General features: G+C 36.3%; 29 protein-coding genes and 2 pseudogenes. All 31 read right to left on the bottom strand.

Annotated elements, in window-relative coordinates:
• Positions 1 to 199: 199 nt before the first annotated feature.
• Positions 200 to 1,849 carry a group II intron reverse transcriptase/maturase gene (gene ltrA, locus SCI76_RS26990; protein ID WP_345936451.1) on the bottom strand — a complete coding sequence of 550 codons (1,650 nt, stop codon included), beginning with the start codon at positions 1,847 to 1,849 and terminating at the stop codon, positions 200 to 202.
• A 682-nt stretch (positions 1,850 to 2,531) separates the two neighbouring features.
• Entirely contained in the window at positions 2,532 to 2,990 is a 459-nt protein-coding gene (locus SCI76_RS26995) for an N-acetyltransferase (RefSeq protein WP_048018820.1), read from the bottom strand.
• A 506-nt stretch (positions 2,991 to 3,496) separates the two neighbouring features.
• Positions 3,497 to 4,687: an FtsW/RodA/SpoVE family cell cycle protein gene (locus tag SCI76_RS27000; RefSeq protein WP_407545308.1), complete on the bottom strand. Its 1,191-nt coding sequence runs from the start codon at positions 4,685 to 4,687 to the stop codon at positions 3,497 to 3,499.
• 40 nt (positions 4,688 to 4,727) lie between these two features.
• A complete protein-coding gene (locus SCI76_RS27005) occupies positions 4,728 to 4,982 on the bottom strand; it encodes a hypothetical protein (protein WP_048022057.1) in 255 nt (84 codons plus the stop codon).
• A gap of 401 nt (positions 4,983 to 5,383) precedes the next feature.
• A complete protein-coding gene (locus tag SCI76_RS27010; protein WP_407545309.1) occupies positions 5,384 to 6,334 on the bottom strand; it encodes a hypothetical protein in 951 nt (316 codons plus the stop codon).
• Positions 6,335 to 6,471: 137 nt separating this feature from the next.
• A complete protein-coding gene (locus tag SCI76_RS27015) occupies positions 6,472 to 6,702 on the bottom strand; it encodes a hypothetical protein (protein ID WP_048022053.1) in 231 nt (76 codons plus the stop codon).
• 31 nt (positions 6,703 to 6,733) lie between these two features.
• Complete coding sequence (locus tag SCI76_RS27020; RefSeq protein WP_407545310.1) at positions 6,734 to 6,904, bottom strand: hypothetical protein; 171 nt, start codon at positions 6,902 to 6,904, stop codon at positions 6,734 to 6,736.
• Positions 6,905 to 6,927: 23 nt separating this feature from the next.
• Positions 6,928 to 7,275 carry a hypothetical protein gene (locus SCI76_RS27025; protein WP_407545311.1) on the bottom strand — a complete coding sequence of 116 codons (348 nt, stop codon included), beginning with the start codon at positions 7,273 to 7,275 and terminating at the stop codon, positions 6,928 to 6,930.
• Positions 7,276 to 7,375: 100 nt separating this feature from the next.
• A complete protein-coding gene (locus tag SCI76_RS27030) occupies positions 7,376 to 7,597 on the bottom strand; it encodes a hypothetical protein (RefSeq protein WP_407545312.1) in 222 nt (73 codons plus the stop codon).
• A gap of 121 nt (positions 7,598 to 7,718) precedes the next feature.
• A complete protein-coding gene (locus tag SCI76_RS27035; RefSeq protein WP_048022180.1) occupies positions 7,719 to 8,012 on the bottom strand; it encodes a hypothetical protein in 294 nt (97 codons plus the stop codon).
• Positions 8,013 to 8,354: 342 nt separating this feature from the next.
• Entirely contained in the window at positions 8,355 to 9,170 is an 816-nt protein-coding gene (locus tag SCI76_RS27040; RefSeq protein ID WP_407545313.1) for a hypothetical protein, read from the bottom strand.
• 267 nt (positions 9,171 to 9,437) lie between these two features.
• A complete protein-coding gene (locus SCI76_RS27045) occupies positions 9,438 to 9,998 on the bottom strand; it encodes a L,D-transpeptidase (RefSeq protein WP_407545314.1) in 561 nt (186 codons plus the stop codon).
• A 222-nt stretch (positions 9,999 to 10,220) separates the two neighbouring features.
• A complete protein-coding gene (locus tag SCI76_RS27050; RefSeq protein ID WP_407545315.1) occupies positions 10,221 to 10,886 on the bottom strand; it encodes a restriction endonuclease in 666 nt (221 codons plus the stop codon).
• Entirely contained in the window at positions 10,879 to 11,832 is a 954-nt protein-coding gene (locus SCI76_RS27055; RefSeq protein ID WP_407545251.1) for a toprim domain-containing protein, read from the bottom strand. Before SCI76_RS27055 ends, SCI76_RS27050 begins: the two co-directional genes overlap by 8 nt.
• A 123-nt stretch (positions 11,833 to 11,955) precedes the next feature.
• Positions 11,956 to 12,984: a hypothetical protein gene (locus SCI76_RS27060; protein ID WP_407545252.1), complete on the bottom strand. Its 1,029-nt coding sequence runs from the start codon at positions 12,982 to 12,984 to the stop codon at positions 11,956 to 11,958.
• A 473-nt stretch (positions 12,985 to 13,457) separates the two neighbouring features.
• A pseudogene (locus SCI76_RS27065) lies at positions 13,458 to 13,716 on the bottom strand (hypothetical protein); the annotation flags it as partial.
• Positions 13,717 to 13,830: 114 nt separating this feature from the next.
• Complete coding sequence (locus tag SCI76_RS27070) at positions 13,831 to 14,880, bottom strand: tyrosine-type recombinase/integrase (RefSeq protein ID WP_205662998.1); 1,050 nt, start codon at positions 14,878 to 14,880, stop codon at positions 13,831 to 13,833.
• Positions 14,867 to 15,838 (bottom strand): tyrosine-type recombinase/integrase, encoded by a 972-nt coding sequence (locus SCI76_RS27075; protein ID WP_182031260.1) that lies wholly within the window; start codon positions 15,836 to 15,838, stop codon positions 14,867 to 14,869. The genes SCI76_RS27070 and SCI76_RS27075 overlap by 14 nt, the downstream gene beginning before the upstream one ends.
• Complete coding sequence (locus SCI76_RS27080) at positions 15,825 to 17,060, bottom strand: tyrosine-type recombinase/integrase (RefSeq protein WP_407545253.1); 1,236 nt, start codon at positions 17,058 to 17,060, stop codon at positions 15,825 to 15,827. Before SCI76_RS27080 ends, SCI76_RS27075 begins: the two co-directional genes overlap by 14 nt.
• Before the next feature lie 115 nt (positions 17,061 to 17,175).
• Positions 17,176 to 17,865, bottom strand: a pseudogene (locus tag SCI76_RS27085) (ArdC-like ssDNA-binding domain-containing protein); the annotation flags it as partial.
• Positions 17,858 to 18,133, bottom strand: a complete 276-nt coding sequence (locus tag SCI76_RS27090) for a hypothetical protein (protein ID WP_099331409.1) — start codon at positions 18,131 to 18,133, stop codon at positions 17,858 to 17,860. The gene SCI76_RS27090 and the pseudogene SCI76_RS27085, both read right to left, overlap by 8 nt.
• Before the next feature lie 46 nt (positions 18,134 to 18,179).
• A complete protein-coding gene (locus tag SCI76_RS27095; protein WP_099331410.1) occupies positions 18,180 to 18,617 on the bottom strand; it encodes a hypothetical protein in 438 nt (145 codons plus the stop codon).
• Between the two features lie 2 nt (positions 18,618 to 18,619).
• Entirely contained in the window at positions 18,620 to 19,816 is a 1,197-nt protein-coding gene (gene mobP2 / locus SCI76_RS27100; protein WP_407545254.1) for a MobP2 family relaxase, read from the bottom strand.
• On the bottom strand, positions 19,813 to 20,166 hold the full coding sequence (locus SCI76_RS27105; protein ID WP_099331412.1) for a hypothetical protein: 354 nt from the start codon (positions 20,164 to 20,166) through the stop codon (positions 19,813 to 19,815). Before SCI76_RS27105 ends, mobP2 begins: the two co-directional genes overlap by 4 nt.
• Positions 20,163 to 20,423: a hypothetical protein gene (locus SCI76_RS27110; RefSeq protein ID WP_061859916.1), complete on the bottom strand. Its 261-nt coding sequence runs from the start codon at positions 20,421 to 20,423 to the stop codon at positions 20,163 to 20,165. The genes SCI76_RS27105 and SCI76_RS27110 overlap by 4 nt, the downstream gene beginning before the upstream one ends.
• 185 nt (positions 20,424 to 20,608) lie before the next feature.
• Entirely contained in the window at positions 20,609 to 21,496 is an 888-nt protein-coding gene (locus SCI76_RS27115) for a hypothetical protein (RefSeq protein WP_407545255.1), read from the bottom strand.
• Between the two features lie 10 nt (positions 21,497 to 21,506).
• The gene (locus SCI76_RS27120) at positions 21,507 to 22,088 is read right to left on the bottom strand and encodes a MerR family transcriptional regulator (RefSeq protein WP_099331414.1); all 582 of its coding nucleotides are present in this window, start codon (positions 22,086 to 22,088) and stop codon (positions 21,507 to 21,509) included.
• Positions 22,089 to 22,102: 14 nt separating this feature from the next.
• Positions 22,103 to 23,215, bottom strand: coding sequence for a bifunctional lytic transglycosylase/C40 family peptidase (locus SCI76_RS27125; protein WP_099331415.1), 1,113 nt, complete (start codon positions 23,213 to 23,215; stop codon positions 22,103 to 22,105).
• A 3-nt stretch (positions 23,216 to 23,218) separates the two neighbouring features.
• Complete coding sequence (locus SCI76_RS27130) at positions 23,219 to 25,153, bottom strand: VirB4 family type IV secretion system protein (RefSeq protein WP_099331416.1); 1,935 nt, start codon at positions 25,151 to 25,153, stop codon at positions 23,219 to 23,221.
• A 17-nt stretch (positions 25,154 to 25,170) separates the two neighbouring features.
• The gene (locus tag SCI76_RS27135; RefSeq protein WP_099331417.1) at positions 25,171 to 25,884 is read right to left on the bottom strand and encodes a hypothetical protein; all 714 of its coding nucleotides are present in this window, start codon (positions 25,882 to 25,884) and stop codon (positions 25,171 to 25,173) included.
• Positions 25,885 to 25,899: 15 nt separating this feature from the next.
• Complete coding sequence (locus SCI76_RS27140; protein WP_099331418.1) at positions 25,900 to 26,190, bottom strand: DUF5592 family protein; 291 nt, start codon at positions 26,188 to 26,190, stop codon at positions 25,900 to 25,902.
• Between the last annotated feature and the right edge of the window lie 16 nt (positions 26,191 to 26,206).

The raw sequence follows: 26,206 nt of genomic DNA on the forward strand, positions 1-26,206 counted from the left end.
CCCAATAATTATATCTTCTATTTTGCGTAAAAGAAATTAATAACACATATATAGACTATAATTTAGAGAGCTTTATATCATCTTTTCAAGGCTAGTTACGTCGGGTAGGCAGGCACTCTCACGAGCGCCCGCCCCCCTAAGAACCGTACGTGACAGATTTCCCGTCATACGGCTCAAGCCTTCTTTTTATCCGAACAACTTATTTAATACATGGTACATGTACTAATTTAGCCAATTTACCTGTAGAAACCTCTAGGTTTCGTACTGCAACTTTCTCTCCATTTTGTAGAGTCTGCTTACACATTGCACAACGATATCCTTGTTTTCTTGCGAGTTTCATCCTATCAAATGTATTTTCACTATTAAAGACCTTACGGTCTCGCTTTTCCCAATATTCTTTTAGACTAGGATTATCTGGGCTATTTTTATAGGCTACCATGACATGTCGTTCTATCTTAATCCAGGACATTTTTAACAATTGAATGTTAGTAAGTGGACATGTAAGAATCCATCTATTATTTCCACCGTGGTAGGGTTTCCTAAAATAACGCTTTGTAATCCATTTCCACGACTTTTTTTGGTGTAAATGTTTAAGGTGTTTGACTAATTTAGAGAAAATATAATTGTCCATATAGCTAAACGTCTGTTTGGATACGACATGTTTCCAATACTGCCCGTAACCTCTAATAATAGGGTTTAAGACACGTATAATTTCTTTTACTGGTCGTCCTCTCATCATTGTGAACGTATCTTTTATCTTGTTTTTAGCTTTTTGAATACTGTCTTTACTAGGTTTGATAAATAACTTCTTTCCTTGTCCTGCCTTGTATTGACGCAGCGAAAAGCCTAGAAAATCAAACCCGTCCTCAATGTGTGTAACTCTCGTTTTCTCTTGGCTAAGATTAATTCCTCGCTTTTGTAAGTACGGAGTGAGTTTCCCATACATGCTTTCAGCCTGTTCCTTTGTTTCTGTTACGATGACAAAGTCATCTGCATAGAGAACGCGTCCTATCTTACATTTTGGGTCGATTACGTACCCTCCATTTGGTTTGTATGTCTTTTTATAGACAATACCAATTTCTTCTTCCATACCGCATAAGGCGATATTAGCTAGAAGGGGAGACACCAAACCACCTTGAGGGGTTCCTTCTGTTGTCGTATGAAGCATGTCATGTTCTACGTATCCCATTTCAAGCCACCTTTTAATGAGAGTGTTTCCTGGGAACATAGACGTCTGTTTCATTATCCACTTATGATTAAGATGGTCAAAGCATCCTAGAAAGTCTCCCTCAAACACCCACTTTTTCTTGCTGTTGGTGTTAAGCTTATTAAAAAGGTTGCTTATCGCATCATGTGTGCTTCGTTTAGGACGAAAACCGTAGGAAGTAGGCTCAAACTTAACCTCCCATTGAGGTTCGAGTGCGTTTTTTACTACGTTTTGATAGACTCGATCTCGCATTGTGGGAATGCCCAAAGGTCTTAGCTTTCCGTTTTTCTTAGGGATAAATGTTCGTTTGGCTGGCTTTGGGCGATGTCGAAAGACATTGTATTTCACTAGCTGGTGATAAAATTTTATACGTTCGCTTGGTTTTGAGGCCATGTAGCCATCTACACCAGGTGTACGCTTACCGTTGTTTTGTTGTGTTACTCTACGAATAGAAAGCAGTAGATTTGCTTTACTCCGGAGGAGTAAACGTTGAAGTTTCCTTACTTTTCTTCGTTGTTTTTGTTGTTCGGCACGATAAATTCTTTGTCGTAACTTCATTACATATTTTTGTATAATACTCCAATCAATAGAGTACCAATCTTTATGCGAGACGTGCGCCGACGCTCGTAGAGAGGTATTCATAACAGCACGCTCCTTTTCATTAGAAGATAGCCACAAATTTATTTTCGTGTTGAAGACCAATGAGAAGTGGGCGCTCTTTCGAGCCTGTCATTGTCCATAAAGACAACAGTATCCGTCCAGTTATACAGTATTCCTGCTTTCCTGTTCTCTTTCGAGATAACGGCTTTCGCTTTTTCTCATATCCCATACCCTCTGCCACATTGTTTGACTTTGCAGTCATCCTACTGCTTACGCAGATGACATAGGGCTTACCAAGTTCCACTTTCTACAGATGCAATAGGGGAAGGCAGGTTCTTTACTCCGGGTAAGATGCGGGACGCATCAGAGTAGCATTATGATTCTACTTTTCCTCTTACCAAGACTCAAGCGAGACTTATGCATTATCTTGAGCTAACCTTGACGAAGCTTACAAACCTTCACTTTCGTTTACCATACCTATCTTCTCCTAGCAGTGTTCTGGACCATACATTTGTCCTCTGTTTCCGCATTTCCTCATGCAACCGACAGACTCGTTACCAAGCATGCCGTTTCGGATGGAGACCATCTTTGCGTCTAGATGAGTAGCGCTAGCTACGCTGTGAGAAAGCAACTTCTTGTCGCACCATAATCCAGATTCTAGGAACCAAAACAAAGGGTCACAAGCTTTGAAAGGCTTGTGACCCTTTGTTTGATTAGCTCCATATTAGTTTCCAATCGCAACACTCATTAAAATACGCGATTCATTTGTTGAAAATCCATTTCTTTTAAAAAATAACTCAGGCTTAGCATTACCTCTTTCAGTTGAAAGATATGCTTCTTGAACACTTCTAGACTCCAAAATATGTTTTAAATACTCTAATAAGCTTGTACCAATTCCACTGTGTTGAATGTTATTTAGGACACAGATTTCATTTATATAAAAGCTCTTAGTATCAGCCCACTGTTCTTCATTTCCCATTAAAAAGCCCAATAACTCATCATTAATAGAATCGAAATAGCCTATCCCTATGTAACCAGGTGTTAAACTGATGTCTAAAAGACGTTTGTAAGCTGTTTTATAGCTCCAGGGCTCATCCCAGGGCTCATCACTGAATACACTGGCAAATATATTTGCTGCCTCTTCTAAATCTTTGCCTGATAATAATCGAACTTTACCTACCATTCATAATTTCTCCTTAAAGTTTTTATTTTGATTTTACAGTAATTTAGATATAATTTCTTGTTTTTTAAGATGCATACGATATGCAAAGCTAGTTTACATAAAGCCTCCTCTAGGAACCAAACCAAAAAGAGAACCCCTTTGGGAGTAAGAGTTCTTAGGCAGAAAAATATATGTAGTATGAAGCTTTTTATACATCCTTGGTTTGTTAGGCTTTTCATTAGGAGAACCAACATATTCAATGCATAAAAAACGCACCTTTTATTCATATGCTTGCAAGCAAAAATATAGTATTTATGGGAGAAATATAATATTATTTACTTGCGATTATATTTTGGTACTTTATAATTGTGATTCCTACAACAAAGCAACCTCACTCCAATGACCTCGGAATGAGGTTGCTTCTTATTTTGTTAACCATGTTAAAGTAACAATATCTTCGCTCTTAAAATATGTTATTCTCGAATAAAAAAAGGCGTCTTATAAAATAAGACGCCTTTTTCCTCGATTCAAACACTCTTTAACTTACGTCGTTTAACTAATTCACTCTTGTGTTTTTCTTCGAACTTATTAAACATAGAGATATTAGTCAATACGCCCATAGATAACATTAATAACGTGAGTGAGGATCCACCATAACTAACAAACGGTAAAGTTACACCTGTAATAGGTAAGATACCAGCTACTGCTCCAAGATTCACAAATACTTGAATACCAATCATAACTGAAATACCTATAGCCATTAATGCTCCAAAAGGTTCTTTGCACTTCTGTGCAATTCTTAGCCCTTTAATAACAATAAAAAATAATAAACCCAAGACGATAAGTACACCCCAAAAACCTAGTTCCTCTGCAATAATAGCCATGATAAAATCTGTATGAGATTCAGGTAGGTAACCAGCTTTTTGTACACCCTGCCCTAGACCTAGACCCTGTAGCCCGCCGGTTCCTATAGCCAAATAAGAATTAACAAGCTGATAACCATTACCTTGCTGATTTTCGAATGGATGTAAGTATCCTGTAAAACGAGAGATACGTACAGGAGAGAAGACGGTATCAATATGGCCAGTTACTAATAAAACAACAAGCATAACCCCTATGCCTACTACCCCTAGCATTGCAATTTTTAACATTGATTTTCCAGAAATACCAGAACATAAGACAATGGCTGCAACGATTGCTAAAATAAGAAGAATCCCACCATAGTCAGGTTGCATAGCAATTAAAATGCAAAGGAAAAAGACAATAATAATAGGTGGAATAATTGCACGCTTTAAGTCATTTATATATTCCTGTTTATTTGTAAAAACAGCTGCTAAATACACAATAATGACGAGTTTTGTTAATTCCAATGGCTGTATTCTAACTGGACCAAGTACAAGCCAACTTGTTGCATTTCCTGCCGTATGTCCAAATACAAGTACCAGAACTAACAGGGTAGTTATTCCTCCTAATGCAAGCATTAAGAATCTCTTTTCTTGGTACATCTTATAAGGAATAACGGCTGTAACGCAGAAAAAGAAAAGTCCTGCTATAAGTGCAAACTTTTGTTTTTGATAAAAGTAATCACCCGTGAATCCATACCGAGCGATAGCTGTTACCATACTAGCACTGTAAACCATAATTAAACCAATGATACTTAAAACAATTAAGGCTATGATAAACTTGTAATCATAACACTTTAAAACCTTTTTAAACATAGAAAGATCCTCATTTCTTGCAATATAAAAAAATATGTTTTCAGAGAAAAACTCTCAATAAATTAAACAAACCAAAGGTTGAACTTGCTACTATAGCCACAGTACCTACTGTTTTGTTTCTTCCTGCTAAATAATAATGTAAACTATGTAAGATAAATGCAATTGAGACAACTATGATGACTGCCTTGTACCAAAAAGAACTATCTAGATACCACCCCAAACTCATAAAAATAAGTAGTAGTACTAAAGATATTGTTCTTATTCTACTTTCCGTTACAACTTCTACGTACTTCATATAACACTCCTACCGTCAAATAAAATTCCTATCATATGGTTAATTACCATGTATTAACCATAAATGTAAACGAAGTTATAATTATACCATAATAATTCCTTAAATAAGCCAAAGTATATTAGCCAAACATATAATAGTGATTTTGTGTATAGGATGTTCATTAGCAGTCAACATACTCGTATATCAGAATAGGCCATAAAAAAACTCCTTTTTCCATCAGGAGTTTAAAAAGCCGTCTTATTATAGCTTAGTGCATAAAAAGTAAACCTTTTATACATATCACAGTTTAAGTAATTAATTTTGTATTCAGATATGATACGATACTAAAGATCAGATTATTTTTTACCAATTTCATTGTAACCCTGTTTAAAAGCTACCTCGCATTCAGCGAAGGGTTCTTTTTAGGGAGTATGTCTGTTTGGTACTATTACTGTTCTAAATGAGCCAAAAGCTTGTTGGCTGACATAGTTATCTTGACTTACTTGATACGGATAAGGAAAAGCTATTAATTGAAAATTGCTATCATGTTTCACCTTAGGTAACGTGAAACTAAAAAGCTGACGTTTGGACCCTGGTACTGTTGTATATAATACCTCTTGATCATCAATAACTGTTGTCTGCTTCCAATCATTAAGAGCTATAATTGCATACTTTAATGGTTCACTTGTATCATTTCCACTAGAGAACCATAGTTTTTCACCTTCTTTTCCAACCATTACAGATTGCAGCTTATGTATATCATTTGTAATAAACATTTCTTCGTTTAATCCATCTTTTACTACAACATCAGATTCTATCTCTTTTAAATTATTCAATTCATTTTTATGGTTAATCGAATAACGCAGGCTTAAAACCTCTTCTAATACGGATGCTTTGTTGAGATCCATCTCTTTTAATTTGTAGCTAGGTTTTTTAATTACTAAAATTGTAAGCTCCTGTGTGTTTGGCTTAATAGGAATTCTTACGCCTATATTTTTAGCTGAGTTCGGTTTCATAGTAAAAAGATATTTTATGAACTCTTGCTTATTTTTAAGCTTAAAGGAAACTTGTTTAAAATCTTCTAGTACAATTAAACTATACTCTCTTCGTTCATTTAAATTATGATTTATAGAGATATTCATATTTGCTTCATCATCTTCAGGATAAATAGTACTTCCATTATCAATATATTTTCCATCCAAACTATATAAGCCATATTCAATAGTATTAGCTTGTTGTTCTTCACGATCACCACTATGAGAATTTTGTGAGATTGTAGCAGAGTTATTTGGCCTTATAAACTTATGAAAAATAGAATAGAATGTAACCACGACAATCATTATTAGGATAATAGCGATAAAATACTTCTTCACAGTAGCATCTCCCATTCTAAATAAAAAAGATATGCTTTAAGCACATCTTTGTAACTTTTAAGTTTGTAAACATAATTCTTCCCTGAAAAGTTATTTCCCAAGTATGAGTTATCGTTAAAGAAGAGGTTTTGTAACAATCAACCTAAGGTTTTTTTTCTATATTGGTAAAAGAAAAAGCCTATTACTGTTCCAATTAAAGCTATAACAACACCGATCCTAAGTAGAGGTATTATAAAGTCAGATAGATCTAGATAGTTCGTTTCCTCTAAATCTCCTACAACGACTTCTTTATAAGGAACTGTAAAGAGCCCCAATGAAATACCTAAAATAAAGCCATATAGAAAGCCTTTTTCTATGAATTTTAACAAGAGTATCCCCACCTATTATGTTTAAATCTGTTTACCAGTTGTACCAAATAAAAGCTCCTACAATTATTAAAGGAACACTTGCCATCAATACTCCATAAAAGGAGAACTCAAATTTTTCTGGGTTGCCTATATATGACCTCATCCCTGCTCTATCCAAGCTTAGCTTCTCAATTTCTGATTGCTTTTTCTCTCTATCGGACATAATACACAACTCCCCACTAGTGGCTAGTAATTTTCTTTTATAAAAAGTAATGCTTTATCAAGACTAGAGGTTCTCAAAACAATTTCTTTATCATTAAAGACAATAAAAAATGGACTTTCCTTGATACCTAAATCAGGATACTCTTCCTTTACTTGATCTAGAGGAGAAAGATATTTAACCTTTTTTAATCCCACTATATCTTCTGAGTGATCAATACTTTTCCCTACTGCTAAAACAGAGTATTCATCCCCTTCTGATAATAATTCTCTCGGCAGAGAAGTCGCATATTGTTTCTTCCAAGTTACATTTGAACATGCTGCACATAGTGTAAATAAACATATAATGAAAAGTATGGATAACCACTTTTTCATAATGCTCTACCTTCCTCTCATTATATTCTATGATTGAATTTAAACTTTATATGATATACCACATGAGCTTATAAAATCCCTTTTATTAACAACAAAAAGCTTATCTACCGATAGATAAGCTTTTGTCAGTTTGATTTAAATTAGATTTATGTCTTTTCGTTGTTACATTTATCATTTCACCAAAAAATAGTCCTGTAACGGCTACTGGAATAAATAGTTTAAACGTACTAGTGGAAATATCTACACCAAACGTTACTAAAAGAAGATAACCAAATAAAAATCCTGTTAAAATGAACGCATATTTCTTTGTAATCTTTTTCAAATAAACACCTCTTTTTCTTTATAATTACATTTTAACAGAGATTAAGCCTCATTTCAGATCTTTATACGTGCTCGCCAAGTATATGGTTTCTTGCATTTATGTATAGTGGATTAAAAAAACATTAATTAAACACTCCTTGTTCTTTCCATTTATCAAAATACTTTTGGTAACCCATCTCTTCTGCTGTCATGGTGTATTCTGTACCTTCCAATTCAAAAGTATGAGTTCCTGACAAGGCTTCATAATCTGGATTTTCACGTACATCATGAAAGAGTATTTCGAATGCATTTACATCTACTGAACATGTTGTTCCATTTTTGTCCGTTTCAAGATAAATAAAGTCGACTTCTCCACGTTCTGTATGCTCTTTAAACAATAGACCAGCTTTATTTAAAGATAAATATAGCTCATTCATACTCAAGATATACACCCCTTTAAAATTCATTATTATATTCTACTTTTTAATTTACCCTTTTTTACATCTCCATTAATTAGAAACACAAATAGTCCGTAAAAGTATACCTTTTTAGACGGTATACATGCTAATTTCCTAGACTTTTCATATATAGATCTATATCACTAAAAATACGAACTACTTGAGGTACAGAATGATGGGTTACAAAAACAATCTTGTTAAGGACGTAGTTACTTAAAGAAGAAGGACAGGTTTTAAAATATCCCTGTCCTTTTTCTTATTTTATTCGTTTACACATCATAAGTATGAGCCTTAAGCATATCAATTGAAACTATTTAATTTCTAATTATCTTTAATAATTTTATTCAATTTTTCTTGATCAGAATCCAACGCTCCATAAATCACTCCAGGCATATGATAAGTGTATTGATTATTATTAATTTTATAAGAAACAATAGGTGTCATAGTTATAAAATCATACTGTTCTTTATTTTTTAAATAAAAGTTGTTAACCTTTATTGTACTTTGCTTCTGAGGCTGAAGTTGTAGGTCGTTATTAAATTTGTGTGAGATTGTTTTTGTTAGGTCATATACTTCTATCGGTAAAATCATACTCTTAGTTTTATTTTTAACTCGTGCATTTAACTCTAGAGATGGATAACCTACAGTGTACCTCCCGGAGACGTCCAGATGTTGAGATGCATTTTTCTTTTGTTGAAGATTTATCTGCCCAAAATTATATGATTTTTTGCTACCATCCTTAAAATGAATAATCATTTCTTTCGCTTGCTCAACATTCGTAGTAGTTGATGTTACATCAATTACGAAGTTAACCAGTTCATAATTGTCCTGCTTGAAGCCAGTATTGATTTTAAAATTTGCAACCTCTATATTAGGATTGTCTAAACTGATATAATCAACTGAATTTTCTAAATTTGAAGCGCGTGTTTTTACATTCTCTGCAGCAAAAATATTAAATGACACTTCATCATCATCATCTACAATATAGCTAATAAAATTATGAGCAAACTTAAGGTTGGCGGTTTCCTTTCCACTTGCTAGTTCTTTCTTACTCTCATTTAAAAAAAGGAAGGTTGAAAACATAAGTACTACTACACACAGACCAATGCCTAAATATTTTTTATTAATAGTAAGCACCCTTTCACTATTTATTTATAAACAACTTGTAAGTACGTATCTTTTCGTGATCCGTCATATGCATAGAACTCGCTAGTTACTGGAAACATCACTACATGTTGGCTTTCTCCGGTTTTACTCTCATCTTGGTAAACTCTTCTTATTTTTTATTAATTCCATAATAAGGGATAAAATACGCCATTGTAAAAGAAAACGAGTAGAGTGATGGTTTATTCGCACAAAAAAAGCCGCATTCCATGATTAAACACATGGAATGCGGCTCAGATATTAATTGTTTTTCAGCTTATAGCCTTTGAATTTATACCCGTATACACTCGTAAGATCAACGAAGCTTTTATAGGAATACGTAATGGCAACCGGTGTGCCTACTTGTACTTTATCATAAAGCTCTTCGATGTCTGCATTATGCATTCTCACGCAACCCTGACTTACATATTTTCCAATGCTACTTTCATTGTTATTACCGTGAATGCCGTATGTATCACCATACGTACCGTTTGCATTCAATCCTAACCAACGTTTTCCCAATGGATTTCGAGGATCTCCTCCAGGAATATGACCCGTATAATAAGGGCGATCTTTAATTTTATTGACGATTTTAAAGAAACCAACTGGCGTTTTCTCCCATGTCTTACCCGTCGCAACTGGTTCTACCATTTCTAATTTTCCATCATGGAAATAAGCAAGCTTATTGTAGTATTTGTTAATAATGATTAAATCTTGATTCGCTGGTTTACTTGCTGCTTCTGTTTTCCCCTGATTTACTCCACATAATGCGACCATTAATAATGTAAGAACGGTCATTGATTTCACAAAAATGTTCTTCATAAAAACTCTCCTCTTTTTTATATTTTTATAGAAAACGAAAACAGCATCTTTTAATTAGAAAGTGCTGTTTCATCACAATTATTTATAAACAAAAACTTAGTTAATCGACGATTTTGACATACAGAGAAACGCTCTCTGACGAAATGAACGTTTATTTTGCGTATAACTGCTCATTCGATGCAAATTTCAGTACCTATTTAGAGCAAGAAAAAACAGACCTTGCTATACTGAAGGTCTGCTTTTTCTTACTTCCTTATTAATTTTTTCCGTATGACGACAAGAAGGGAAAGAGGAACAACCAAAAAAGCGAGTGCCATTCCCATCTCGTACGACTAGATCTTGCCCACACTTTGGACATTTACGAGGTTCTGGTGTGATATTTTCAAAGATTTCCCGTGCCTTGAAAACGGGGTTTACTTCATTAATAAACTTTTGAAGATCCGCCCGATCCAACAAGGTCACATCACATGCAGCTGCAAGCTCTTTCGCTTGTTTCGTAAAATAACTATTGGTCACAACCCACGCCTGATTCGCTTTATAATAAGCTTTTGCCCCATACACTTCTTGTACAGCTGAAATACTGACCCGATTTTTAATTCCATATCGTTTAGCTTGAATGACAATTTTTTCTTTGCCTTTCATCACTAAATCAGCTCCAAAGTCACCAGACTTTTTGGTTACTTGAGGTTTATATCCTAACTGTTGGAAAAGGGCCTGCAAATAAATTTCGAATTGATAACCATCCATTTTATCAATATAGGGCATACCCGATTGGGCTAACTCTTTCATATACCTCCGTTCACGAAGGACACGGTAAGCAAATTGAGAAAGTTTCACTAAAATCATGATAAGAAAGAGGTAAAATACACCTTGAAACACTTTATCCATTCATTGAAAGCTCCTGTTCAGTTTGTTTATTCCGGAGACGTGATGCCACAGGTTGAATGCTTTTTCCATTCTTCTTTAACTCGTCGTTCCAATCTTTCGCTCCTTTTGGAATATCTGCTCTTATTAAATCAGCATTAACAATTTGGTTCATTTTGTCAATAAATTCTTTTCCCCCTTGGTCATTATCGACAGCCAACACCATTTCATTGATGCCTAAGCCTTCTTTTCGAGCTTCAATATAAGACTGTGCAACGGTTTTAGGCTTTAATCCATTCATACTAATAAGTCGTGTGTTTTGTAGGCTATTCTCCTGAATACTCCAATAAGAAAGTAAATCAATTGGGCTTTCAAAAAAATGAATCTTATTTGGGCGACCCACATCAATTGAAAAGCCCGTATGTGGGTTATCGTTCGGTAAGACTTGTTTAAAGGAGCCACGCTTATTCTTTATAGAAGCTGTACCTTGCCGATCCACCCCAATTACTTTTCCTTTACCTCCATGCTCACGCCATTTAAACACCACATTGTTCCGTTTATCCTGGGCGATTAAATCTTTTTGAAGGAGCCAGTTAACTAATCGAGGATCTATTTTACGTTCTTTTATGAGATAATTTTTTACTTTGCTTTGATCCTTTACTTCTAGCTCTTTTGGGTAGCGAAAAGGCTCTTTTGATGGTGAAACCGATAGTTGCTCATATGACTGAGAAAGCTCTTTATAATTGCCTTTATTGATATCTAATACAGCTTGTGGAAACGACATCCCATAATACATTTGAGCGAAACTGATTGCTCCGTATCCTGTTTCATTCCGGCTATTCCAAGCGTACATATTTCCTTTGATGAGTAAGCTATCATGTTCCGTATGACGATAATACTTTCCTTCTTTGACAAAGGTTTCGCCTTTGGCTTCCAGATACGACAACAAATCAACATCTCGTGCTTTCATGATTTCCCCCTCATTGACGTGTTTTCGTTCTCCCACCTAATCCCTCCTTCTCTTTCACCCTATGAAAAAAGAGGACTAAATATAATATTTAGTCCTCTTACCTTTTTCAAACTTTTGCCATTTTTAACGTTCTATTTCTTGTTGGTCTTTCTGTTTTTTTGAAGAAAGTGCTCCATTATTCCGTGCAAAAAACTTGGTAAATCCATTTTGTGATTTCTCTTCTTTTTTCTGCTTGTCATGATCCTTTTTCTCCGTGTCCAACGCCTTTTCAAGTTTTGTTAATTTCTCACGTTGAGAATCAGTCAAATTCAGCCCTTTTAATTCCTGCAGCACTTCTTTTTTTAATTTGTATACCTTATCAAAGGAATGCTTTTGTTCAAACTCCTTCATTTTGGCCAAACGCTGCTCTTTCTCTTGAGGTGTTTCTTGCTTGAGCTGTTTTTCGACAGGATCCTTTTCTGATTCAGCTTCCTTTTTCACTTCTTTAGAAGAATCTTTTTCATCTGATATGCCTAATTGGGCCAACAAGCTTTGTTTAAATAGTTGCTTATACTGTGTTTCTTCACTAGGCTGCATAACTTCTAGTACTTCTTGTTTATAATCTTCTTGATATTGCTCCTTCTCTTGTGCCTGTTTTCGTGCTTGGAACTGATGAGAAAGTTCATTTTCCATTCCTTTCAATTGGTCAGGAGTGAACTGTTTTTCCTTTAAAGTACTGGATTTCAACATGACATAATCGTTTTCTACGTTCACACGGGCTAACATACTATCAATATCTTGAGGCTTTTCTTTTTCATGAGCTTGTAAAAACGTAAGGTAGCTTGTTTTGAGCTGCGTTTCTCGATCTTTCTCTAAAACAGGATTCACATCATGACTTCTCAAAAAATCAACTGTCGATTCACTTTTATAGGCTTGTTTTTGCCCTTTTTCATCCGTAGAAACAAGTAAAACCTGCGGTTTTTCCTCTCCTAGAGCTGATTGTGTTAAGTAAACAGCACCAGAAGGAATGTCTTGCAGCTGTTTCTCACTGATGTTCGCCCAATCTGCGTCGATTTTTTCATTTTGTGGGTGCTTCATAAACTTCTTTAATTCTCGTTTATCGGAAACAAGCGTTTTAAATTGGTCATTTGAAAGAGATGTTACTTTTTGCATGATCGATTCCTCCATTTAATTCATATTTGGACACAAAAAAAAGAGAGCATGTACGCTCCCTCACCTTTCTAGCTCTGGTTCTTCTTTTTTTCGTTTAGCTGTACCTGTACGTTTTTGGAATTGCATGTGACTGCCCACTTCCATACGGTCTTGAAAAGTAAGAGATTGTTCTTGAACTTGACCATGGGTGACCCCCTTTTCATTTCTCCTCATCGTTAAGTCAACCTGATGCTCAAGTTTTACGACTTCCTCCTTTGTCATCCAACCATTTTTAATCGCTTGTGTTTTGGTTGAATAGTAGGTTTCTTCAGCCGTAACACGCTCTAGAATGCTGTCTACATTTTGTGCCGATTCTTCTCGTTGTTTTTGTCTATAATTTCCATACCCTTCTTTCATCTTCATATGCACATTATCAGAAGAAAGAGGCTCTGTTTGCTGCTGTTTTTCTTCGTTTTTTTCTGGTGACTGATTTTTTTCCCGTTCTTTCACTAAGGTATCTTCGATTGTTTCAATAAAGCCAACGGACGTTTCATGAACTTCTTTTAAAAGCTTGTTTTTATCTTCAAAGGTCTTTCCTTTCGTCCAATTTGAGAGGTAATCCAAAGAGTAAGAACTGGTGTCGATTCCAAAATAAGAGGAAACCGTATAAGCTGTCATTTCTGCCTGAAACTCTTTTTCCGCAGCTGTATAGTTTAGATATGTGTCCTTTGTATGAAGTTTGGCATGCGCCAATAAATCCAAACGTTTGGATTTACTCACTTATCCCAACTACTTTTAAATCCAAACCTTTTTTTCGAATCGGTATAAAAAAAGATTCTTATGATAAAAAGGTTTGGATTTTATTTATTACTTTGCTAGAGCCTTTAATCCGCAGAATGAGCTTAGATCTTTACTATTAGATTTCCACTTTTTCGAGACCTTTGCATCATTCTCATCCTCCAAAGTTGCCATGGCTTTTAACTCTGCATCTGTTGTAATGTCGAGATAAATCATTGTAGTCTGAACATTGGAATGACCGAGCAGAAAAGAAATCTGTACGATATTCATACCGTCTTCAAGCCAGTGGGATGCTTTAGCATGGCGAAATTGATGTGCATGGAGACTTAACGGTACATCACCACATATCTCATGTGCTGCTTTAGCATGTTTTTTTAACATCTTGGCAATAGCTGGTTGCGTGAGCTTCCCATTTTTACCTGTGTTTCTGGAGTAAAACACATAGTCATCTGGGGTAGGCTTGTTACCATGAAACTCTTTTAAATAGCTTTTCACATGGGCTACGGCTTTCGGCAGAAGGTATAAAGTCCGTATTTTTCGACCTTTTCCAATGATAATTGCATATGGCTTTTGGTCATTTAAATGAAGTTGAGATATTTTCATATCCAATAGTTCATCCAATCGTGCTGCAGTTCCGTATAAAAAAACCATAAATGTGATATCTCTTTTTCCTGTTCTGGTCTGTGGATTAGGAACTGCCAGAAGCGCCTTTACTGCTTCACGACTCATTCCCTGTACATTTTTCTTTGTCGTTTTCCGGGACTCGATTCTCGTAGCATCATTAGATAAGTATAGATATTTAATATCCCGGCTTCCAAGAAATTTTAAGAATACTCGTAACGAAGATAACCTAAGATTACAAGTTTCCGGACTACAGTTTCTGTTTTTCATCAGCCAAGTGAGCCATTCCTCAATCACAGGTTGTTCAAAACAGCCTGCTGAAAGATTCTCTGGGGATACAGATTTTACATCTGATAAAAATCCGATGTAGAGTGTTAGGGCAATATTATAGGACTTTAGGGTGTGCTGGCTTGTAGTTTTTTGTGTAGGAGCATAGTTGTCTAAAAAGGTATGGATGTATTGTGCCAATTCCCGTGCTTCAACATTAGCCTTCTTCATAGTCCACCTCCGGAATCAATTCATTAAACCCTGTTTCAGTTTGTTCCAAAAGGACTTCCGAGAGAGCTGGAACCAATGAGTAATAATACTTTACGGTGATATCGGCAGAAGTGTGTCCCATGCTTTTGCTAAGGTAAATGAGATTATCTTCAAATGACATCCCATGACCTACTAGCTTATTGATATTCTCAATAGCATAATTATGACGAAGTTCATAAGCCGTAGCGTATGTTGATTCAACTTGTTCCCACATAACCTTAAAATAATGTTGAACCCATGTACGACTTCTAAAACCAGTCGGTCCATTCGGGAAGAAATACATTCTTCCTGGATATAAATCTTCTATAACAAAATCGTATGTCTTCATCAGTACCAACATGCTGTCATGCATTACGACATAGTGCTGCTCATAACCTTTCGTGTTTACAATGCTGATAACACCTGTGTCAAGATTCACATTACACCGTCGAAGTTTTCTGGCTTCCGTTGTACGCATCCCCGTACTATAGAGAAGCCTAAAAAAAACAGGCAATGTATATTTGATGTTCAGGTGACTGGCAGTACGAAAGTTAAACGGCTTATAGCTGTCACAGGCCCTGAAGAAGAGCTGAAGCTCTTCTTTTGTGAACGGATGCGGAATATATAATCGCTTTTCAGCAGAGGGAATAACAGGTTCATTAGCATTCGTTAGACCCCTTTCCCTTAAAAATCTGACAAGACTGACAATGGCATATATCCTAGAAATACAGCCATTGTTTGATTCTGACTCTCTTTGATTACACCAGGAATCTACCATGTCCTGAGTAAGAACTTTTTCTTCTGGAAAGTGCTGCAGGCAATGCTTATCAAACAAAAGGAGATTCATTCCATAAGAAGTATCATTCCATTTCATACAAGCTTTCCTAAATCGTACAAAAGCTTCAAACTGTTCAGCTAGAGGAGATTTAAATTCGCTCACTACAGAATACCCCCTCTCGCACTGGAAATGCTTCTATGCTTAGTGAACATTCCTTCAGATGAATCATGTCAGCAGACAGATAAGCCTCAGTGGAGGCTGGGGAAGTGTGCCCCAAGATTCTGCTAATAACAGCTCTTGGTGCACCATTTTCAAGCATAGATGTTGCAAAGTTATGTCGGAACAGATGCCCACCTCTGCGATCGTTTGGATTCTGTCTGATTTCGGCATTTTTGTAGATTTGATCTGCAATAACGCCTATGGATCCTGGTTTTAGCTTTCCATAAGGGTAATTATAGGATAGAAAAATGTAAGGTTCATCAGATGTTTTCCTTTCCTGGGTAATGTAATTGTAAATAGCATTTCCTATTATAGCTGTCATAGGCAACTTCAATGGCACATCTGTTTTCTGCTGGTCAATGAATAGTTCATCCTTATCCCAGTCAATGTCAGAAAGTGTGAGATTGGAAATATCACAGCAACGAATTCCAGTAAAGTATAGTAAACAGCCAATTGCTCGATTTCGTTGACTTAAGGTATTATCGACATCCTTTAAAGCACTTTTGACTTTTGTTCTTTCATGAGGCTCAAGATACTGCATATTTTTTCTATGTTTTCTGATTACCGGAATGCATAGAAGAATTCTCTGGCATTCTTGACTCCATTTGATGGCACCTCTAAAAACTGCGATGATCTGCATCACATACGATGCGCTTTTAGCAGGGTAACCAGAATCATCTGTAAGAACATGCAAGATGGCATCCTCTGTAATCTCTGTTAATGAGTTATATCCAGCTTTCTGGAGTGCAAGTAAAAATGAACTGGTATTCCAGCATTCATTACGGATAGTGGTTTCTTTTTTTAGTGCTTGATCTGCATTCGCATTGTAATAATCTATAAGGCTTTTAAATTCAGGATTCAGATAGTCATACGAAGATGATTTTTGGAAATAAATTGTTTTATTCTTTGCGCCAGGGAAAGCACCATAGCAATCAAATGAAGCAATTAAGTTTAGGATAGCCTTTTTCTTCGAAAAGTCCTTACCACTAATTGCTGCTTTCTTGTAATAATCCAAAATTTCATCATATGACTGCCATTGTTCGCTTTTAGACAGTATAAATTTCAGAACTTGCTTAACAACTTGCACATAGTTTTTGGAATATCCCGCAGCATACATGAAATCTACGAGCTGTGGATATGTGTTTTGCAAGTTTTCTACATTCATAATAATGTCCTCCTTTTAACCTGAAGACATTATTAACAAAATCCAAACCTTTTATTCATAAGAATCTTCTCTTATACCGATTCAGAAAAAAGGTTTGGATTTAAAAATAGTAGGGATAAGTGAGTTCATGAAGCAGCGTTTTTGCATTTTGCTTTTCTGAATTACGAGGATTCAGTGCAACTTCTTTTGTTAATGTATAGGAAACCCCTTTTGCAGATCCTAGTTCTTCTTTAGGAGCAATGATAGAGATACCGTTCTTTTCCGCAATAGCTTCCATTCCTTTATAAAGTGCCTTGTAATCCTCTATAGTGCCTTCTAACCAACGATTCGGAAAGATCTTAGGTAAATCACTTGCTTTTGCGTTCGTTTGCGCCACATCGAAAACATGACCGACTGAAAAGTACAGTCGGCCTTGAGTAACTTCTTTTTTTCCATCTTGTATGAGTTTCTTTTCTTGTGGAGTGGCTTTATTAATCGATTTCCACTTTCCATTATCAGCTTTAAATTTAGGAACCGTTTTGTTTGGTACAAGAATCTTAATGCCCTTTTCCCCTTTATTGACAGAGAACCCTTTGTCTTTCCAAAATTTAAATGATCCAACTGCTTGAGCACCAAAGAACTGTTCTTGAATAAGAGCTGTGTTCGACATGGAGTATTGATAAAACTTACCCATAAAAGATAAATAATCTTTTAGTTCTTCGGCAGAATGAAAATGCTGCTCCACTTTCTTTTCCATCCCTTTCGTTAACTCTTCAACCTCTTTACGCTTATCCTCAACGGATTTTTTTGCATACGTTTTACTCATTGTTCTCCTCCTCTTCTTGATAGGAGATCCCCTTAAGCTCTTCTAATTCTTGTTCATACCAAGGTTCTTCTAAATCCACAAAAAGCTTCTGCGTTTTAATATTCATGGGCACCAACATATTCTCTTGATGCACCACATATTGATGAAACTCCTTCGCTTCTTCTGGACTTAAATTCACCTCTACTTCTTTGTCTTGATACTGTACAATCGCATGATCCTCCCCTACAGCTTTAATCGAAGCTAACACTAAATCTTTGTTAAAAAACATATTCATTCCTCCTCTGAATTTTTAAATCTATCTTTATATAAATCCATCAATGAGATGGTTGTTTCCCTCTTGATTCTTCTGCATCAACCTTCTTTTGACGTTGATGAGCAATCCGATTTTCGACAACTTCTCTCGCAATTCGTGTACTATCCATTTCCCTCATACTTGTCGTCATAAGTCCTTTAAAACCATGATGAGCAAATAATCCATTCATATACTCAATTAAAATTTGTGTGTTTTTATCCGCACTGTTTGCGCCAAGACGAATCTTTTTTAGTTCTTCTTTAATGACATCATGCAGGCTATTGCTGACGACTTCAGAAATATATTTCAATGACCATTCTTGCTCTTGAATCTTTCTATATTTCTCACAAATATCAATAATCGCTTCTGAAGCAAAACGAAGTTTATGTTGCTTCATATACTCTTGAATGTATGCCTCTGTTTCTTCATCCACTGTCACCTTATGTCTGTATTTCTCCATTTTTAATAACCCCTTTCGACTTCACGATTTTGTTCAATATCTTTTTGTAAACGCTCATAATATTGTTGATTTTTCCAGCTTTCATATTCTGATTTAAAAGCACGTTCCATTTTCTTTAGAGAAACGTGTACAGGTAGATGGTTAGCTGAATAGGACTTTTGCTTTGCGCCAGAAGAAGAAGCTATTGCTTTTTTGATATGTGTTTGTTTTCGATCATACTCACGCATTTCACTTAAAAAAGCATTGCCCATTCGCTTATATAATTCATCTGTTTTGCTTTGCTTATAATGTTCATACCGTTTCTTATCAAACGTTCCTTCGCCGTATGCCTTCCTTAACACCTCTACCTCTTGATCCAATTTCTTATTGAACTGTTCAAACTCTTTTGCATGATACTTTTGAATATATTTTGCACTTAATGTATCAATAGAGGATCTTAAAGGTTGCAACGTGTTATAACTGTATTGCCATTGTCTCTTATCTTCTGGAAGATGATTATAGATGTGCAAAAAGAGTGGTTTAAGCTCTCGATTTCTCCATTTAAAAGAGGAATCCTGTTTCTTGCTTCCTACCATGTTTTTGCGGATTAAATCATTTATTTCTTTTTGTTCCTGACCACGTTCAAGAATCTGACTCACCACTTTTGATTTCATGGCATCTAACGTTTTAGGTTTTCTTTTGCCTCGATCACGTGTAGGGTGAGGTTCTACTGTCGCAACATGAATATGAATGTTGTCGGTATTGTAGTGTATGGCAGCTGACCAAATAGCTGACTGATCTAACCTTTCCCTTTTAAGCATTTCCTTCATGGACTGACGGGTAATCTCCATTAATTTTTTCTCATCCACTGTATGAGTATGAGCGTCATATAAACCATTTTCTTGGAGCCAAGGGTTATGAAATGTAACAACATCTTGCCACATGATACTGTTATTTTTTTGTGCTGTTTCAAATAAACCTTTCAATTCTTTTTTCTCATCTTCATTTAACTGATTTGAGTGCTCTGTAAATAAAGAGGACGTCTTATCAGGGTTATTCATATAGTCTTGATAAAGAGAAAATAGTTTTTCCTGCGCTTCTTGATCTTTCTTCGCATCGTCACGATCAACATACTCCACGTACTCTTGAAATGCTTTCTTATCAGACGTAACAAATTTCGTTTTAAGAACGACTCCTGGTGTAACAGAGGACTGATTCATTTTTCATATCCCTCCAATAGAGAAGCGAAAAGCTCACCCCGTTTTGCTATGCTATAATCCTCAACTTCTTTTAAACTGTTCCTCGTAGATCGTTCAATATTTTGCTCCATATATAGCAACTCTTTTTTAATATGAAGTCGTTCCTTCTGTAAAAGATCCTCTATATGTTGAGTAACATCTTTTACGATCTTTTTTATTGAACTATCCTTTCTCTTTTGCGCTTCTTCATGCTCCTGACAGATACGAGAAATCGCATCACCTGTAAATGACAAGTGATGTTCTTTCATATAAGATTGGATATATTTTTTCACTTCAGGTGGTAACGATACTTTCATACGCTCTTTCATCATAACGGTTCATCTCCTCCCATCAATTCATGCATGATGTCATTCATATTTTCCATTGTTGTTGAGCACTGACCCATCATTTGAAGAACTTTCTCTAGCATGTTTTCAAGCTGTAATTCTCTGTTGGTTTGTTCATGAAAAAAAGCCAGCGTTTCAAGCTGACCTTTTAAAAATTCCTGACGAGAAATCTTTTTTTCTTTTGCCTTTTCATCAATCTTTTTGATTGCAGTTGCACTTACATTTCGTATGATTATATCCACTACATTCGTTCCTTTCCTGTAATTTGTGGTTCTCCACTGAAACAGAGAGAAGAGCATAAGGGGTTTTTGCTATCACAGGGTGTGATAGGCTAGGCAAAGCCTAGCAAAACCGTGATAGCACGGAAACCATCAAAGTGGCGACTCTCTGGCGACACATTGGCGAGTCAGTGGCGATACCTCCTTTTTCACTTCATGGCTAAATCTTGTTGCTTTTCATTCAATTTTTGAAGCTTTTCTTGTAAACTTTTTTGTTCACCTTTATAGAGCTGAATGCTTGCATCACTCGATTGAATGGCATCCTTTTTCATTGCAATTTTTGATTCTGTATCGGCTTTTTCCTCCTGTACTTGGTACTTCATATCACGTTGTAATTCATTCATTTCTTGTTGTGTTTGACGCTTATGTTTGGCTTCTACTGTGATCGCTTTTTCATAGTTTTTCATTTTCTTTTTAACAAACTGTTTCTCTAAATCATTGACCAAAAGCGCATATTCTTGTTTGCTTTTGGTTCCTTTTCCTACTTCACTTTTCGTTTTTCGTTGGTCAGAATAGAGCGTTGTAATTAACGCATGAGCATCTATTTCCTCTGTTGAATCTGTTTCTGAATCACTTGTTACGTCATCCACATTGACCGTTTCTTTTTCTTCATTTTCTTGATACAGATCAAAGGCAAGTGCTTCCCAATTTGAAGATAAATCGCTGATTCTTACCACATAATAACCATCATCTTCATACAATAACTGAACAGGTAATTTGATGTTGGGATTCGCTTTTTCTTGTGCCACAAAGCTTACTTCTCCTTCATCTGTTTGATCCATTTTGATCACCATATCCAGTGAGCCATTAACCGGATGATACACACGATTTTCAATGGTTACGGTTCCTGTTATGTTAGAAGAAACCGCCTCATAGGTTTTGGTATGATACAAAGGATCTTCCGTTTTTAAATAGAATTTTGATGTCAGTAAGGATAAAAAACCGATAAAGAAAAAGATCAACACGGCTGTATACTTCCATGACCGATTGCGATTTAAATTAAATCGATAATCTTCAAATTGCTTCTTCAATACCATCTGCTCCACCTCATTTCATGATTTCTGTTTTCAATTCTTCGATACTATAAACCACCCATTTATTCTCTTCTTTCCGTAGAGAAACTTTAATAATGTCATGCGTTTGATCGTCGACATTCTCATCTTTTATGACAAGATGATTCGTAAATTCAGCAATGACTTCGACCTCTTCTTGCCCTCCATCATATTGTTGTACATAAAGCTGTACATCGTTTGGAACTGAAGTGTAACTATCTCCATATACGAACTTTTCAGAAGGATAAAATTGCTCATAAAGCTCTTTGTCCATGATGGATTTTGCAACCTTCTTTCGTTCCTCAAATCCTTCTTTTTCACGATGATAAGACACATCGATGAATTGATGAACCGTATTCAAGTAATCTCGTTTTTGTTGTTCTTGGGCAGAAGGGCGAACCTCACTTAGTTGTTTTTTTAACTCTTTATTTTCTTCTTGTAAGCTTTCATTCGTGACTTGAATTTGTTTCGAAGCTGTTGTGTTGGAGATATTGTGGTTCAGGTAAATGTTGAAAATGGTTACGCCTGCCACCACAACGGCAAGTGCTCCAAATAGTAGTGCTGCTTTATTTTTCATCGCCTTTTCTCCTTTTAAAATCGTTTTACTCTTCCATTGAATCGTTCACCAAAATACGTTCCTTTTGCCATACTTGCGATGGCTACACCTGTTTTTCCTTGGCAGCCTAAAAACTGATTATTGCCAACGTATATCCCAACGTGACCGTCTATCTTATAGGTGTCAAAAAACACCACATCCCCAGGCTTCATGTCTTTTGGATTAATTGCTTGCCCTTGTGTTTTGAGTGTATCGGTTGTTACACCCGACATTGGACCAACATTCATTCCTACCTGTTCGAATGCCCATCTGACAAAACTTGAACAATCAAAACGTCCTGCGTTAATATCAGATTGAGAGCGTCCACCACCAAATACATAGCGTGTTTTACCAATCAACGTTTTGCCTGCGTCAATAACTTTCACACCCGATTTACCGCCACTTCCACCACTCGCAGGAGCAGCCGGTTTTCCGTCAGCTGTGATCGTTCCCGTATAATATTTTAAGACCGCATCCACATACTTTGAGTCGCCGTAGCACGCTTGATACGGTACCATTTCAAGGCGTACACAGTGATACTTCCCTGTATGTTTGACTTGTTGATATTGAATTTGAGAAAACTTAATGGCTAATTCTGGTGTATATTTGCCTCCATTTTTCATAATGAAATTGATAAAGCCGGGGCCGAAGTTATAACTTTGAAGGCATAACTTTAAATCATAATGAGATTTTTCTAGTACACTTTTAAAATGTTTGACTCCTTGATCAATAGACGCTTCAGGATTCTGAATACACCCGACTCTTCCACATTTAGACTCTGAACTTTGCATGGGATCGTTGCCTCTTCCTCCACTTTCTTGCATCATAAGTGCCATCATAATGGGCACATAAGAAGCATCTAGCCCGTGTTTTTGTGCGTACTTTTCAAGCAAGGGTTGATACTTCATAACCTCTGGTGACACATTAGCTGTTCCCACGCCAATGCCTCCACCTTCAATCTCTGTTACCTCACTTTGTTGACTATCTTTTTCAAATTCGCCTGTGATCGCTACAATCGTACTCATGATTAAGAGGCCCGATAATCCTAACAGGATCAACGTGCCTCCAATCAAATATTTCTTTGGAATGAGCTGCAAAACAATATGCAAGGCTTATGCACCTCCACCGTACAGCACTTTTTCTTCCTCATCGATTTCAATATGAAACAGAATGTTTTTTACGGACTTAATACAAAGCAGCACATCCCCAATTGGCAGCTTCGGAATCTCAGCTAGTTCGCTGTCCGTAATCCCTGTTTTAAACACTCGTTGAATCGTATCTAAGTTGTTATCATCTTGCTGCATAATGAATTTATATTGTGTTAAATCAAAAAGCTTTTTAATTTTCTCAATCGCTGTTTGTTCCGAACCGTCTGGCACAAAGTCACTGATTAAATGACTTGCATAGATCAAACCTGCAAAGTATTTACGTGCTTCTCGACTGAACTCTGTTAGGAAATCTAAAGCATGTTCATTGCCCTTTTTCGTGTTCACAATGTGGTGCGCCTCGTCGATGACAATCAAATAACGAATGGCATCTTCAAAGGATAATGTCCCTTTCGTATAGGCTGCCAATTGTGGTTCTCCATTCTGCAGCATGCCATCCCATAATAAACTCATAACGTTGAAAAGCTGTGCCTGTGCAATTTCATCTTTTAATTTCGATAAATGACGGATCGAGAAGAATACGACTTGTTCATCGTTAAAATCTTCAATGGTTGAAATGCCATCAAACAAATGCGCGTACGTTTCAACCAAGTTTTCAATGTTCAGCTCGATTAGCTCAAGACGACGTTTCCGATACTCCCCTAAGTTTGGATGATGCTCTCTTGTTTTCTCATTTGCATATAGCTCTTTCCGAATGAGCTGTAGAAACTCACTAAAAGTTGGATAGGCTTCTGGTGAACGCCCTGTAATGTGATTGCTTGCGCCCTTTCCATCGTTCCATAACTGCTTTTGAATATAGAGTTTACGAAGGAGCTTTTCATACTCTTTTAATTCATCATCTTTTGCTTCTGGTGCAATAAAGCGATAAAAAACGGTTAGTTTGGATAGGTGCTGCGTAAAACTGTTTATTTCGTGCTCATGTGTTTTAAATACCTGTAAGGGATTAATTTGCCCTTCTGATCCATCTAGCGCAATCTGTTTACCTCCTAATTCTCTGACGAGACTTTCAAACTCTCCTACGATATCAAATCCTCGAATCTTATAGCCTTTAATGGCATTATCCGTGGTGACTTTCTTTAAAAATGTGGATTTACCTGCGCCCATTAAGCCCATTAACACCGCATTGTAACTTTTACGTTGTTGGTCTTTGTGAAACAAATCAAAGATGACGCTGCCACATGTACGAGTTGTCCCTTGATACGTACCGTATGGATCATCTAAGTGAGTAAAATGAAAAGGAAACCCTCCGGCTAATGCTAATGCGGGGATTTCCTTTCCTTTTCGCTTACTGGGATACTTCTTTTGCATGTCAAAGTGCGTCACTAACGATTCCCACTCATACTCTTGTTCATTTAAGAAAATGGATCCTCTGAAGTTATGCGTTTCAAGGTGATGAATGACTTCTTTTAATCGCTTTTCTAAGTCAGGAATCGTTTTTTCCGCAATATAAATACGAAGGTGTATCCGTTTGATCACTTCACCATTTGCGACTTGACGATATAGCTCTTTCATATCTAAATACTGTTCTTGGGCATCCATACGATCAATGTTTTCTTTAGCATTCACATGCCGTGCATTTTGTTCCGACATATTTTTATTAATGGCTTCTACGACTTGTTTTCGCTCATCGCTTACCACATCTAAGGTAGTAATGGCATTGGGCATATTCATAATCGGTTCCAGCCAAAAATCATTCACGTTCGTTGGGTACTCATAAATATGAATGCAAGTCGAATATCCATCTCCGTTTCGAACAAGGTTTTCTTTAAAGCTCACGCCCCCTTGTGGTTGAATCTGTGCCACAAAATGAGGATTGTATCCTTTTTTTTGCTTGATCTCTTGAGGTGTTTTCTCTTTTTTACCAAAAGGTAAAGTTATCATGGTTTTATCATCCTTTCTTATTGTTTATTACCAAGCTTGGCGTTTTGATTGTAGAGTTTGTAAAGAAGGTTAATCTGTTTTTCATCCGAAACAGGTAAAAGAGGTATAGCCAGTTGAATATCTCGCATAAATTGATCTTTTCGCTCTTTAACAGCGAGTTCAGTCGGTCCATATAAGAAAAGAAAGTATTCTCGATTGGTTCGCCCCCATTCTAAATATTGAAGTTCTTTTAACTTTTTTCGTAAGAATCGAAGCGATAACGCATTGTTAGCCTCTCGAATTTTTTTCTCAAGATACTGTTGTTGCTTTTGTGTGGAAACAGGCAAGTTTAATGAGATAATTTTAAATGGATCTTTATCGCCCTGGTATGTTTTCGCCAATGTATAGATATTGCGTTCTGCCTCTTGGTTGTGCATGGCATTGATATCTGTACTCTGAAGCTGCCAGATCCCAAAAAAGCCTCCCTCATCCTTTAGTTGAAATAACCCACTATCCGTTTGATCGATGATAGGAATAATATCAGCTACACTTTTCTTTACCTCCGGTAGCTTCTCTTTCTTTTTTTCCTTTTCAGCCTTTGGAAGTTGTAACAAAGAAAAAGGATTCTTTTTCTTTGTACGAGCAATCTGTTTATCCAGTTCCTTTTCATCAAAGAGAAGGGATGTACTTGCCTTTTTTTCTTTTAAAATAGCTTTCTCTTTTTCTAGGATTCTTTCATCAAATAATGCCATCAATCATACCCTCCTTTATTCTTGATCCCGATCTATGGCACAATACGTGCTCTTCTTTCGCACCAATGTAAGCAATAACGCCTCATACATCCGTTTTTTAGGGTTCGTACTTGGTCTAACAATCATCAATAGACCAAATACGCCCATAAAGATATAAAAGGGAATTTGAAGCGTTGGATGAATAAAAAAACGTAACATCATCGTGACCATCAGTAAGCCAATAATAAACAGCAAATCAAAGAGATAAAGAGATTTATTAATCTTTAATTCCGTTGAAATTTCTTTTGGAATGTTATAGTTTCCCATGATCTTTCTCCTTTCC

Source organism: Priestia sp. HNGD-A6 (assembly GCF_045784335.1).
GTDB lineage: Bacteria > Bacillota > Bacilli > Bacillales > Bacillaceae_H > Priestia > Priestia zanthoxyli.